This window comes from Aeromonas sp. s2 (genome assembly GCF_040907935.1).
Taxonomy (GTDB): Bacteria; Pseudomonadota; Gammaproteobacteria; order Enterobacterales; family Aeromonadaceae; genus Aeromonas; species Aeromonas dhakensis.
Genome location: NZ_JBFOCR010000009.1, coordinates 367539 through 379503 on the forward strand (window position 1 = coordinate 367539; position 11965 = coordinate 379503).

Consider the following 11965-nt stretch of genomic DNA (forward strand, 5'->3'; position numbering starts at 1 on the left):
AGTGGGATCCTGCGCGGCCTTGCTTGCAAGACCTCTTTGCAAAAGGTCCTTGCAAGAGAGAAGCGCAAAACCCGCCACCTGGCCCGGGCGAACAGGGATGCGCGCAGGGCCAAGTGGCTGAAATTGTTGGCTAGTGTAGAGAGCGCGCGTAGACTGTCAACACCGACCAGATCAAACCAATTGACAACAGAACAACAAATGACCAACCAAGAATTCGATTTGCACCATGTGTGGCACCCCTATACCTCCCTCACCCATCCCCTGCCCTGCTATGAAGTGGCCAGCGCCAGGGGAGTGACCCTCACCCTCAGCGACGGCCGCGAACTGGTGGATGGCATGAGCTCCTGGTGGGCCTGCGTGCACGGCTATCAGGTGCCCGAGCTCGATGCGGCCGCCACCACCCAGCTCGGCAAGATGTCCCACGTGATGTTTGGCGGTCTGACCCACGCACCGGCGGTGGAGCTCTGCCGCAAGCTGGTAGAGATCACTCCAAAGGGGCTGGATCGGGTGTTTCTGGCGGATTCAGGCTCGGTGGCGGTGGAAGTGGCGCTCAAGATGGCCCAGCAGTACTGGCACGCCAAAGGGACGCCTCGCGCCAAGTTCGTTGCCCTGCGCGGCGGCTATCACGGCGACACCTTCGGCGCCATGAGCGTGTGCGACCCGGATGGCGGCATGCACGAGCTCTACCAGGGCTTCCTGCCCGAGCACCATTTCGTCGAAGCCCCCAGCTGCCGTTTCCACGCCGAGTGGGACGAGCGTTGCGTGGTGGAGCTGGCCACCCTGATGGCGGACCATCACGAGGAGATCGCCGCCATCGTGCTCGAACCCATAGTGCAGGGCGCCGGCGGTATGCGCTTCTACCACCCCCGCTACCTGCAGTGGGTGCGCGCCCTGTGCGACGAGTTCGGCGTGCTCTTGATTGCCGACGAGATAGCCACCGGCTTTGGCCGCACCGGCCAGCTGTTTGCCTGCGACTGGGCCGGCATCAGCCCCGACATCATGTGTCTGGGCAAGGCCCTTACCGGCGGCTACCTGACGCTCTCGGCCACGCTCACTACCGAGCATGTGGCTCGCACCGTGTGTGATGGGAAGGCCGGCGTCTTTATGCATGGGCCGACCTTTATGGGCAACCCGCTGGCCTGCGCGGTGGCCAACGCCTCCATCGCTCTGCTGCTGGCCTCGCCCTGGCAGGAGCGGGTGCGCGCCATCGAGCATCAACTGCGCACCGAGCTGGTAGCGCTGACCCTGCATCCGGCGGTGGCCGACGTGCGGGTGCTCGGCGCAATCGGGGTGGTGGAGATGAAGGAGCGGGTGGACGTGGCGCGTATCCAGCGCAAGTTCGTGGAGCTGGGCGCCTGGATCCGCCCCTTTGGCAAGCTCATCTACCTGATGCCCCCCTTCGTCATCAGCCCGGCACAGTTGACCGTGCTGACCGGCGCCATCGCCGCCGCCATCCACAGCGGCGAGTTCTGAGCCTGACAGGCAGACCCTGCCGCTCAGGCAGGGTCTTTTGAATCTTTTTCATCAGAATGTGAGCAAGACACCAGACCCGAGCCGCCAAGACGCGTAGACTGCGCGGGTTTTACCCAACAGATGTACCGTTCCCATGCGCCTCTCCATTGCTGCCAAAATCAACTTCTTCCTGCTGTTCATCTTCTCCATGGTGCTGGTGTTTTCCGCGGCCTATCAGGCGGTACGCGAGCGCGACCTCATCCTGACCCTCATCAAGGAGCAGAGCCGCGAGCAGACCGAAGCCTATTTCGATGGCCTCAACATGCTGATGCTGACCGGCAAGATGGAAGCCCGCGATACCCTGCGCGACAAGTTCCTCGAGCACGCTCACGTGGAGGATGCCCGCATCGTGCGCAGCGAGGCGGTGAGCAAGCAGTACGGGGCCGGCCGCGAGCACGAGCAGTCCAAGGACAGGTTCGACGAGCTGGCACTGGCGGGTAAAGGGAGCCTGGAGGTGGTACACGACGGCATGCACAGCAAGCTGGTGGTGACCCGCCCACTGCTGGCCAAGAAGGATTTTCGCGGCACCGACTGCACCAGCTGCCACCAGGTGCCGGAGAACACCGTGCTGGGAGCGGTGCGCTTTGATTACTCCCTCGACACCCTGTTTACCCGGGTCGAGCAGAACATTCTCACCTCGGCCCTGAGCCTCACCGTCATCTTCGGGCTGGGGCTGCTGCTCACCCTCTGGGTCATCCGTACCTGGATCGTCCGCCCCCTCAACCAGCTGACCCGCTCCATGGAGGAGGCCACCGATCTGCACGACTTCGGCCACCGGCTGGAAGGGGATGAGGGGGACGAGATTGGCCGGGTGGCGCTCGCCTACAACCAGATGCTCGACAGCGTGGAGCGCCAGCTCGGCAAGCGCCCCGCAGGCGAGCAGCCACGGGCGGGGCAAGCGCCTTCCAGCCGCGACCGCTCCGGGCCGGCAGACTAGCCCAGGTAGTAGAACAGCAGGCTGGCGACGAGGATCAGCAGCAAGATAGCCAGGTGAACCCGCCCCGTGTCCTCCCGCCGCCGGCAGCGCCAACGCTCTGCCAGCAGCACCGCCAGGGTCAACAGGCAGCATCCCCAGAGCCCGTGCAGCAGCCAGGGGGTGAGCTGGGGATCCCAGCTCTGGCGCACCTTGATCCCGCCATAGACCAGAAAACCGTAGGCCACCTCTGGCCGGGCGAAGTGGTAGAGGGAGAGCAGCACGATAAAGCCGCCCCAGCAGAGGATCACCAGCCCCCGCAACACCCGTGTCAGCCCGTCCGGCCCCCGTCGCCGCTCTTTCACGTCCATCCCCCGTTCCGCAGGCCCGCCAATGAAGTGATTGGCGCTGAAATCCCCCCCAGAGTCCGACATTTTTGCTTGTTTATCAAACCTGCGCGGGTAAGATGAACGGCTTAGTCTGCCATGGTGGGCCATCTGTGCCCGGGCCAGACCCCTAGTGTTGCAAATAGCGCTGCAAGAACAAGCTGGAGACAATATTTCGATGACGCACGCATCCGTAGTAGATGTGCTGGCCGGTAAGTATTCGGTCGGCACCACCCTGACAGTGAAAGGGTGGATCCGGACCCGCCGTGATTCCAAGGCGGGGATCTCATTTTTGGCCGTTTCCGATGGCTCCTGTTTCCATCCGGTACAGGCCGTCGTCCCCAATACCCTGGCCAATTACGAGAATGAAGTGCAGCGTCTGACCACAGCTTGCTCCGTCGAAGTGACCGGCACCGTGGTCGAGTCCCAGGGCAGCGGCCAGGCGTTCGAACTGCAGGCCACCGAGGTCAAGGTGGTGGGCTGGGTCGAAGATCCGGACACCTACCCCATGTCCGCCAAGCGCCACAGCATCGAGTACCTCCGCGAGCAGGGCCACCTGCGTGCCCGCACCAACATCGTCGGCGCCGTGACCCGGGTACGCAACTGCCTCTCCCAGGCCATTCACCGCTTCTTCCACGAACAGGGCTACCTCTGGATCGCGGCCCCGCTCATCACCGCCTCCGACACCGAAGGGGCCGGCGAGATGTTCCGCGTCTCCACCCTGGATCTGGAAAACCTGCCGCGCACCCCGCAAGGCAAGGTGGACTACGACAAGGACTTCTTCGGCAAGGAGACCTTCCTGACCGTATCCGGCCAGCTGAACGTCGAGACCTATGCCTGCGCCCTGTCCAAGGTCTACACCTTCGGCCCGACCTTCCGCGCCGAAAACTCCAACACCAGCCGCCACCTGGCCGAGTTCTGGATGGTGGAGCCGGAAGTGGCCTTCGCCGATCTGGAAGACAACGCCGCCCTGGCCGAAGCCATGCTGAAGTACGTCTTCAACGCCGTGCTGAGCGAGCGCCGCGACGATCTGGAGTTCTTCGCCCAGCACGTGGACAAGGACGCCATCGGCCGTCTGGAGCGTTTCGTCGCCTCCGACTTCGCCCAGATTGACTACACAGACGCCATCGAAGTGCTGAAGAACTGTGGCAAGAGCTTCGAGTTCCCGGTCTCCTGGGGTATCGACCTCTCTTCCGAGCACGAGCGCTACCTGGCCGAAGAGCACTTCAAGTCACCGGTAGTAGTGAAGAACTACCCGAAAGACATCAAGGCCTTCTACATGCGCCTCAACGACGACGGCAAGACCGTTGCCGCCATGGACGTACTGGCCCCGGGCATCGGCGAGATCATCGGCGGCTCCCAGCGTGAAGAGCGTCTCGAGGTGCTGGATGCCCGTCTGGCCGAGATGGGCCTGAACAAGGAAGACTACTGGTGGTACCGCGACCTGCGCCGCTACGGCACTGTGCCGCACTCCGGTTTCGGTCTGGGCTTCGAGCGTCTGGTGGTCTACGTGACCGGCATGGGCAACGTGCGCGACGTGATCCCCTTCCCGCGTACCCCACGCACCGCCGAGTTCTGATTACGGGACTTTGCCGACAAAGCCGACCTCAGGGTCGGCTTTTTGTTGCCCGCTCCCCTGCCACCGGCTTGTCTTGGCCACAATTAATCACTTTTTTTGCAACAAACCGCTCCCCTCGCCTTTTTATCCTGCTACCCTGCCCGCCTTCAAGCTCCATACGATGCCACCTGTTACCCATAAAATAACAAAAGGGTTAATACGTGGTTTTTATGGCGTTAAATCAAAAAGCGATGAGTTATTGAAGTACCTCAAATTTTTGCCCCCTTGTGGCAGGCAAAATAACCACTAACCCTTTAGGGCTAAATAAAAAACAGACAATCCCGGTCCATGCGCCCAACACAGCACTTACATGGATTAAATAACGCGAGGTAATGGAATGATCTTGATGGAATTTTTGGTGGTACTCGGCTGCTTGCTGCTGGGTACCCGGTTTGGCGGCATGGGGCTGGGTCTCATCAGCGGCATCGGTCTGTTCCTGCTGACCTTCGTGTTCGGTCTGGTACCGGGCGAACCGCCGGTGCAGGTGATGCTGACCATACTGGCGGTGATCGGTTGTGCCGCCACCCTGCAGACCGCCGGCGGTCTCAACCTGATGATGCAGGTGGCCGAGCGTCTGCTGCGCCGTCACCCGCAGTACATCACCATACTGGCGCCGCTCACCACCTGGACCCTCACCTTCCTGTGCGGTACCGGCCACGTGGTCTACACCATGTTCCCCATCATCGCCGACATCGCGCTGCAGAAGAACATCCGTCCCGAGCGCCCGATGGCAGTGGCCTCCGTCGCCTCCCAGATGGCCATCTGCGCCTCGCCGGTCTCGGTGGCCGTGGTCTCCATGGTCTCCATCCTGGCGGCCGGTCACGGCATCGGTCAGGCCTACGGTCTGCTCGACATCCTGATGATCGCCATCCCCTCCTCCCTGACCGGCGTCATCGTCGCGGCCCTCTGGAGCCTGCGCCGTGGCAAGGATCTGGACAAAGACGAGGAGTTCCAGGCCAAGATCCAGGATCCGGAGCAGCGCGCCTTTATCTATGGCGGCGGTGAAACCCTGCTCAACACCAAGTTCCCGAAAGAGGCCTACTGGTCTACCTGGATCTTCTTCGCCGCCATCGCTGCCGTGGTGCTGCTGGGTGCCAACGAAGGTCTGCGTCCGGTCTTCACCATCAAGGACAAGACCGGCCCGCTCTCCATGAACCTGGTGATCCAGATGATGATGCTGATCGCCGGCGCCATCATACTGATGCGCTGCAAGGTCAAGCCGGGCGAGATCGCCAACGGCGCCGTCTTCAAGGCCGGCATGGTCGCCATCTTCTCCGTGTTCGGGGTCGCCTGGATGAGCGAAACCTTCTTCCAGGCACACATGCCGCTGCTCAAAGAGACCCTGGCCCACGTGGTACAGGCCCAGCCCTGGACCTACGCCCTGGTGCTGTTCCTCATCTCCAAGCTGGTAAACAGCCAGGCCGCGGCGCTGACCGCCATCGCCCCCATGGGGCTGGCGCTGGGGGTCGAACCCAAGCTGCTGATCGCCTTCCTGCCGGCCAGCTACGGCTACTTCGTGCTGCCGACCTACCCGAGCGATCTGGCCTGTATCGGTTTCGACCGCTCCGGCACCACCCGCATCGGCAAGTTCATCATCAACCACAGCTTCATCATTCCGGGGCTGATCGGGGTGGTGACCTCCTGCTCGCTGGGCTTTATCCTGACCAGCATACTGCTCTGACGGGGCCGCACCGCGCAATCCGTTCCACAGGCCCCCGCTCGGGGGCCTGTGCTTTTCGCTCACCTTCCCGCTTTGCCAACCGCCCGCACTCTGGGTAGCATGGCCCCTCTTTTTCTTTGCGGAATCTCCCCCATGTCTCGCGTCATCGTGCTCTGGAGCGGCGGCAAGGATGCCATGCAGGCCCTCTGCCATGCCCGTGAAGCGGGCCATCAGGTGGTGGCGCTGGCCACCTTCGCGCCTCCCTCGCCCCGCTTTCTCGCCCATCCCCTGTCGCAAGTGCGTCGACAGGCGGCTGCCCTCGGGCTGCCCCACCTGCTGGTCACCATAGAGGCGCCGTTCGATCTCGGTTATGAGCGGGCACTGGCAAAGCTCAAGGAGGAGTGGCAACTCGATGGGGTCGTCACCGGCGATATCGACAGCGTGGCCGGTGCGCCGAACTGGATCCGCGAGCGTTGCCGCCCGCTTGGCCTCACCGTCCACACCCCGCTCTGGCAGCAATCTCGTCAAGCCTTGCTGGCGGATCTGCTGGCCCGCGGTATCGTCGCTCACCTCTCCTGTATCGATACCGATGTGCTGACCCCCGAGTGGGTGGGTCGGGTGCTGGACAAGGGAGCCCTCACCGAGCTGCAGCAGCTGGCGGCCACCCGGGGCTTCGATGCCTGCGGCGAACAGGGGGAGTACCACACCATGGTGACCGACGGCCCGGGTTTTACAGCTCCGCTGGTGCTCGGCCGCTGGCAGGTCGCCCGTCAGGAGCATCTCGCCTATCTGCTGGAGGGTGAGGAGTAGCACGCAGTTCCGTTCGACCGGTCTGCACCGGCACAACAGATAAAAAACGGGAGGCGATGGCCTCCCGTTTTGCTCTTCATGCTGCCTATCTTGCCAGCTTGCCCAGCACCCGCTGCAACAGGCGGATGCGCGGCTCGATGCTCTCCAGCAGCAGGAACTCCACCTCCGAGTGGAAACCGCCCCCCATGGGGCCGAAGCCATCCAGCGACGGTACCCCGGCCGCAGCGGTGAAGTTGGCATCGGAGCCGCCACCGGCCTCCAGCCAGTTGAAGGTGATCCCCTCCTCTTTCGCCGCCGCCTCCACCAGCGCCATCAACGCCTCGGTGTCGCCGCTCGGGCGCATCGCCGGCTTGAAGCTCTGACGATCCACCTCGACCCGGCAACCGGCGAGGAAGGGGTTGTTGGCCATGAAGGTGAGCCGCTCGTGCACGGCGGCCGCTTCGTCATTGCTCCAGAAGCGCAGGTCAACGATCGCCTCGGCAAAGTCCGGCACCACGTTGACGCCGGTCCCTCCCTGCACCACCCCCACGTTCATGGTGGTGCCGGTATCGAGGTTGACCTGCTGGTTGATGGCGAGCACCCAATGAGCGAGCTCCGTGATGGCGGAGATCCCCTCGCTCAGCGCCGAGCCGGCGTGGGAGGCCTTGCCGTGGAAGGTGATGCGGTACTTGGCATTGCCCTTGCGGGCGCTGATGAGATCCCCATTGGGGCGGGCCGCCTCGGCCACCAGCACGCAGCCACTCTGTCTGGCCTTCTCCACCAGCCACTCCTTGGACCAGGGGGAGCCTATCTCCTCGTCACAGTTGCAGCAGACCAGCACCTTGAGCCTGGCCAGCACGGCCGGGTCCATCCCCTTGAGGGCATACCAGGTGGAGAGCAGGCCGCTCTTCATGTCCGACACACCGGGGCCAAAGGCCTGATTGCCTTCCACTTTCAGCGGGCGCTTGGCCGCCGTGCCCTCGGGGAAGACGGTGTCCATGTGGCCCACCAGCATCACGTCGTAATGGCTGGCGCCAGGGGCATTGGTTGCCTCGAGGCAGGGGCCGCACTCGGCGGCAAACTGGTGGCGAGTCACCTGCCAGCCGATGGCCTCATATTTCTCGGTCATGATGTCGGCCACCGTCGCCACCCCGGCCGGGGTGCGGGTACCGCAATCGAGGTTGATGAGGGGGGCCAGATCCGCCAGGTAGGCGTCCAGAGAAAAAGCGTTGCGAGAGTCTGTCATTGTCATCTCCTGGGACGGGAGGGCACGCCACCCGTCCGACAGCCGAGTGAAAGGGGCGAACGATCCGTGTCGTCCGCCACCCGCTTACATAAACAGCAGATAGTTGAGAGTCAATGCCGTCACCAGCGCCCCCGCCATGGGCACACAGGTGCGCTTGACCACCACGAAGGGGGAGACTTTGGCGATGCCCGCGCAGGCGATCAGCACAGCCGCGATGGGGGAGACGGTGCGGCCTATGCTGGAGGCGAGCTGCATCGGCAACAGCATGGTCACCGCCGGCACGCCGAACTTGGCCGCAACCGCGGGGGCCAGGGTCGAGAAGCTCAGGAAAGCCGCGTTGCCCGAGCCCATGATGACCGCCGCCACCATGATGAGTCCCACCATCACCAGGGTCATCAGGCCGCTGCCGATGCCGGCGTTGCTGGCCGAGTGCAGCAGGGTATCGATGGCACCGATGGCCTTGAGGGATTCGGCAAACAGCTCGGCACAGACGATGAGCGCCACCACGGGGCCGAATACCTTGCCCATGCCGTCGAGGAAGCTGGAGAGCCCGGCAAAGGCGCTGCGCACCGAGCGGGTGCGCAGCAGCTCGCACAACATGCCGATAAAGACCGACAGCAGCATAGCCACCTCCACGCTCATCTTGATGTCGCTCACCAGCAACTTGGAGAAGGTCATCATCAACACGAAGGGGATGATGGGCAGCAGGCCGTACCAGGTCGGTGCGGGCACCTCGTCTGCCCCTTTCTCGTCCAGCTCGGCGTGCTCGCCCCGATGCTGGGCCGGATCCCAGCCATCCTGGCGGTCACAGTGCCGCTGCCAGAAGAAGTGCAGCACCATGGTCACCAGCAGCATGGGGGCCACCAGCCAGATCTGGTAGTCGACGAAATAGCTGGTGGGATCCATACCGGATTGGCCGGCGGAGAAGATGGCGTTGGTCTGGGTCGGGCCGATTTCGAACGCCTGGGAGGTGGCGATGACGCCGCAGGCGGAGGCCGGGCTGATGCCGAGGTTGCGCATCACCGGGTACATGGTGACCATGAGCAGCAGGCCAAGGCCGGTGGCGGAGGTGACGAACAGGGAGACGAACACCGCCACCAGGTAGCAGATGGCCAGCATCAGGTAGCTGGACTGGATGCCCGCCACCGGCTTGACCGCCACCCGCACCAGCGCCTGGGAGGCGCCGATATGGGACATGTAGGTGGCAAAGCCGGCCACCGCCATGATGGTGAGGCCGAGGCCCGCCGCCCGGTAGGAGAAGATCCCCTTGAACACCTCGAACAGGTCGAACAAGGCGAAGCCGGTGCTCTTGTCGGCGGGCAGAATGGGGTGCAATCCCAGCCAGTAGGCGACAGTGAAGATGGCCATGCCGGCCAGTGCCAGCACCGCCTGCGGGTTGTAATCCTTGACGATGCCGTAGACCACGGCCAGCAGGACGAGCAAGACGAAGACGAGCTCCAAACATTCACTCCTGACAAAGTTATCGAGGAGCGAAATCTAGTGGTCTGACCGCGCTTTCCCATTGATCCCTGTCAAGAAAGATGGCTTGACCGCACTTCGATAAAATAAAATGCTACACACTTAACAAAAAACGGTCTTTTAAACTAAAGGCAAACCTTTAGAATCCCTTTGCCACGCGTTCTGGCGAATAACCTCAGGCTTTTTTGCTTTGGATCAACGTCAGGGGCCAGTGAACTGGCCAAGATGCGCAACGACACACAGAGACCGTTTCGCGCCGGAGAGAGTTATGACAGACCGAGCCACCGCAGGCATGACGACCTGCGACTACAAGCTATGGGACATCCTCGTCGAGTCTGCAAAGGAACGCACCACCATTCGTTACTCCAAGCTGGCCAGGCAGGCCGGGCTGGAGAATTGCCAGGATGAGCTGCGCACCCTGCTGCAACGCATCCGCATGTACTGCACCGAGCACCAGTTGCCGATCCTCTCCGCCATCGTGGTGGACGATGTGGGCAAATATACCGGCCTCTCCTCCAGTCTGCCGGACGCCCCCTGGGAGCGGGCCAAGGTGTTTGACTACCAGTGGCCGGTTGCGCCCTGAGTGCTCAGCCCCTCACCATAACGCGCCCACCGGCGCGTTTTGTACTTCTTCGGGCTCCCTTTTTCCTGAACCGCAGGCAAAAAAAACCCGCCGAGACGGCGGGTACTAAGCAAGCAACGCTCTGGATGACCAGAGTAAAGAGTTCAGGCTGTCGAATCTTGCCACCTCCGGCACCACGCGAAAGAGGTAACAGGACAACATGGGTTTGCATAAATCGCTGATTTACCCAAGCTTCATGCTGACCATCGACGGGAAATGAGACTAAAGTGAAGGCCCTGCTTAAGGAAATGATTTATTAGTATTCCATTATGCACAGAATGAATTTACGAGGCGTCGACCTCAACCTGCTGGTGGTGCTCAAGGCACTGCTGGAGGAGCGCAACACCACCAAGGCCGCCGAACGGCTCGCCATGAGCCAGCCGGCCGTCAGCCGGGCACTGGCCCGTTTGCGTCTGCTCTATGACGATCCCCTGCTGATCCGCACTCCCCAGGGTATGGAACCCACCGCCCGGGCAGAGGCCTTGCTGCTGCCGCTGCGAGAGATCCTGCGCGACATCGAGCAGACCTTCAGCCCGCCCGAGCAGCTCGACCCCGCCCAGTTCGAGGGGGTGCTGCGCATCGGGGCCCACACCTATGTGGAGTACGTGATGATGCCGAGCCTGCTGGCCCGGCTGCAGCAGCAGGCGCCCAACCTGCGCATCCACATGGTGCCGCTCAATGCGGACTACGAGAGCCAGCTCGACGAAGGGGTCATCAGCATGGTGATCAGCAAACAGGACGAGGTGCCCGGCCGTTTTCGCCGCATCCCGCTGTTCGAGGACAAGCTGATCTGCGCCGCCCACCGCAGCCACCCGCTGCAGGGCCAGGTGCTGTGCATCGAATCCTTCGCCCAGGCTCAGCACCTGCTGGTCGCCCCCCGCGGCAGCGAAGGGGGCATCGTCGATGATCTGCTGGCCGCCCACGGCATGACCCGGCACACCCCCTTGATAGTGCAGAGCTTTCTGGCCGCCCCCTTCATCCTGCCGTGCGCGCCTCTGCTGCTCACCTCCCCTGCCCGGGTGCTGCGTCCGCTGATGCCGCTGCTGGATCTGGTGGAGTACGAGACCCGCTTCGCCCTGCCCACCTTCGAGGTGAGCCTCATTCGTCATCGTCGCGACGACAACAACGCCATGCTCAACTGGTTCGAATCCGAACTGCACCTCTGGTGTCGCACCCAGAGCGAACTCTGATACCCGCCGGCGCGTCCTGCGCCGGGTACTTTTCCCCTCTTCCCAGGCCCGACCAGCGCCTCGCCTAACCTCCCCCATGCGCATCGGCGTTGCCTTGGGATCGCCACAATGCCAGAATCGGGCCTCTTCTTGATTTCCCGTTTCAGGACTCAAGTTTCGGCTTTCCGGGCCCATGCCCGCAGACAAAGGACTCCCCATGGCCACCACCCTCTATGGCATCAAGAACTGCGACACCATCAAGAAAGCCCGCAAGTGGCTGGAGCAGGCCGGCATCGACTACCGATTTCACGACCACAGGGCCGACGGCCTGAACCCGGCCGACCTCGACCGCTGGCTGAACCAGCTCGGCTGGGAGGCGCTGCTCAACAGCCGCGGCACCACCTTTCGCGCCCTGCCGGACGAAGCCAAGCAGGGGCTCGACACCGCCAAGGCCCGTGCCCTCTTGCTGGAGCACCCGGCCATGATCAAGCGCCCGCTGCTGGACCAAGACGGCGAGCTGACTCTGGGCTTCAAGGCCGATCACTACCAATCCCTCTTCTCTCGTTAAGGA

11 protein-coding genes are annotated in these 11965 nt (G+C 62.9%); 8 read left to right on the forward strand and 3 right to left on the reverse strand.

The window, feature by feature from the left end:
• The first annotated feature begins 198 nt into the window (after positions 1-198).
• The gene (gene bioA / locus AB5Y81_RS06615) at positions 199-1473 is read left to right on the forward strand and encodes an adenosylmethionine--8-amino-7-oxononanoate transaminase (protein WP_279484603.1); all 1275 of its coding nucleotides are present in this window, start codon (positions 199-201) and stop codon (positions 1471-1473) included.
• Between the two features lie 133 nt (positions 1474-1606).
• Positions 1607-2449, forward strand: coding sequence for a HAMP domain-containing protein (locus AB5Y81_RS06620; RefSeq protein ID WP_017766172.1), 843 nt, complete (start codon positions 1607-1609; stop codon positions 2447-2449).
• Here AB5Y81_RS06620 and AB5Y81_RS06625 read toward each other — a convergent pair.
• Positions 2446-2796: a hypothetical protein gene (locus AB5Y81_RS06625; protein WP_010634517.1), complete on the reverse strand. Its 351-nt coding sequence runs from the start codon at positions 2794-2796 to the stop codon at positions 2446-2448. The genes AB5Y81_RS06620 and AB5Y81_RS06625 overlap by 4 nt on opposite strands.
• A 193-nt stretch (positions 2797-2989) precedes the next feature.
• Between AB5Y81_RS06625 and asnS the strand changes: the two genes are divergently transcribed.
• The 3 genes from asnS to AB5Y81_RS06640 all read left to right on the forward strand — a co-directional run bounded on the left by asnS (position 2990) and on the right by AB5Y81_RS06640 (position 6899).
• Entirely contained in the window at positions 2990-4390 is a 1401-nt protein-coding gene (asnS, locus tag AB5Y81_RS06630) for an asparagine--tRNA ligase (protein WP_005299016.1), read from the forward strand.
• A 376-nt stretch (positions 4391-4766) separates the two neighbouring features.
• Complete coding sequence (locus AB5Y81_RS06635) at positions 4767-6110, forward strand: anaerobic C4-dicarboxylate transporter (protein ID WP_005299013.1); 1344 nt, start codon at positions 4767-4769, stop codon at positions 6108-6110.
• 132 nt (positions 6111-6242) lie between these two features.
• Entirely contained in the window at positions 6243-6899 is a 657-nt protein-coding gene (locus tag AB5Y81_RS06640) for an adenine nucleotide alpha hydrolase (RefSeq protein ID WP_279484604.1), read from the forward strand.
• 85 nt (positions 6900-6984) lie between these two features.
• Here AB5Y81_RS06640 and AB5Y81_RS06645 read toward each other — a convergent pair whose 3' ends face one another.
• Both AB5Y81_RS06645 and dcuC read right to left on the reverse strand, forming a co-directional pair.
• Positions 6985-8124, reverse strand: a complete 1140-nt coding sequence (locus AB5Y81_RS06645; protein WP_279484605.1) for a M20 family metallopeptidase — start codon at positions 8122-8124, stop codon at positions 6985-6987.
• An 84-nt stretch (positions 8125-8208) separates the two neighbouring features.
• Positions 8209-9585 carry a C4-dicarboxylate transporter DcuC gene (gene dcuC, locus AB5Y81_RS06650; protein WP_017766169.1) on the reverse strand — a complete coding sequence of 459 codons (1377 nt, stop codon included), beginning with the start codon at positions 9583-9585 and terminating at the stop codon, positions 8209-8211.
• 286 nt (positions 9586-9871) lie between these two features.
• Here dcuC and AB5Y81_RS06655 point away from each other — a divergent pair, with 286 nt between their 5' ends.
• From AB5Y81_RS06655 to AB5Y81_RS06665, 3 genes are all read left to right on the forward strand, one after another.
• A complete protein-coding gene (locus tag AB5Y81_RS06655; RefSeq protein ID WP_005298999.1) occupies positions 9872-10186 on the forward strand; it encodes a hypothetical protein in 315 nt (104 codons plus the stop codon).
• Between the two features lie 317 nt (positions 10187-10503).
• Positions 10504-11415 (forward strand): LysR family transcriptional regulator, encoded by a 912-nt coding sequence (locus tag AB5Y81_RS06660; protein ID WP_017783426.1) that lies wholly within the window; start codon positions 10504-10506, stop codon positions 11413-11415.
• A 196-nt stretch (positions 11416-11611) separates the two neighbouring features.
• The gene (locus AB5Y81_RS06665) at positions 11612-11962 is read left to right on the forward strand and encodes an ArsC family reductase (protein WP_017779579.1); all 351 of its coding nucleotides are present in this window, start codon (positions 11612-11614) and stop codon (positions 11960-11962) included.
• Positions 11963-11965: the final 3 nt, after the last annotated feature.

Excerpts from the sequence above, each read along its gene's own strand:
- bioA (WP_279484603.1), top strand. The coding sequence starts at position 199 with ATGACCAACCAAGAATTCGATTTGCACCATGTGTGGCACCCCTATACC.
- AB5Y81_RS06620 (WP_017766172.1), top strand. The coding sequence starts at position 1,607 with ATGCGCCTCTCCATTGCTGCCAAAATCAACTTCTTCCTGCTGTTCATC.
- AB5Y81_RS06625 (WP_010634517.1), bottom strand. The coding sequence starts at position 2,796 with ATGGACGTGAAAGAGCGGCGACGGGGGCCGGACGGGCTGACACGGGTG.
- asnS (WP_005299016.1), top strand. The coding sequence starts at position 2,990 with ATGACGCACGCATCCGTAGTAGATGTGCTGGCCGGTAAGTATTCGGTC.
- AB5Y81_RS06635 (WP_005299013.1), top strand. The coding sequence starts at position 4,767 with ATGATCTTGATGGAATTTTTGGTGGTACTCGGCTGCTTGCTGCTGGGT.
- AB5Y81_RS06640 (WP_279484604.1), top strand. The coding sequence starts at position 6,243 with ATGTCTCGCGTCATCGTGCTCTGGAGCGGCGGCAAGGATGCCATGCAG.
- AB5Y81_RS06645 (WP_279484605.1), bottom strand. The coding sequence starts at position 8,124 with ATGACAGACTCTCGCAACGCTTTTTCTCTGGACGCCTACCTGGCGGAT.
- AB5Y81_RS06655 (WP_005298999.1), top strand. The coding sequence starts at position 9,872 with ATGACAGACCGAGCCACCGCAGGCATGACGACCTGCGACTACAAGCTA.
- AB5Y81_RS06660 (WP_017783426.1), top strand. The coding sequence starts at position 10,504 with ATGAATTTACGAGGCGTCGACCTCAACCTGCTGGTGGTGCTCAAGGCA.
- AB5Y81_RS06665 (WP_017779579.1), top strand. The coding sequence starts at position 11,612 with ATGGCCACCACCCTCTATGGCATCAAGAACTGCGACACCATCAAGAAA.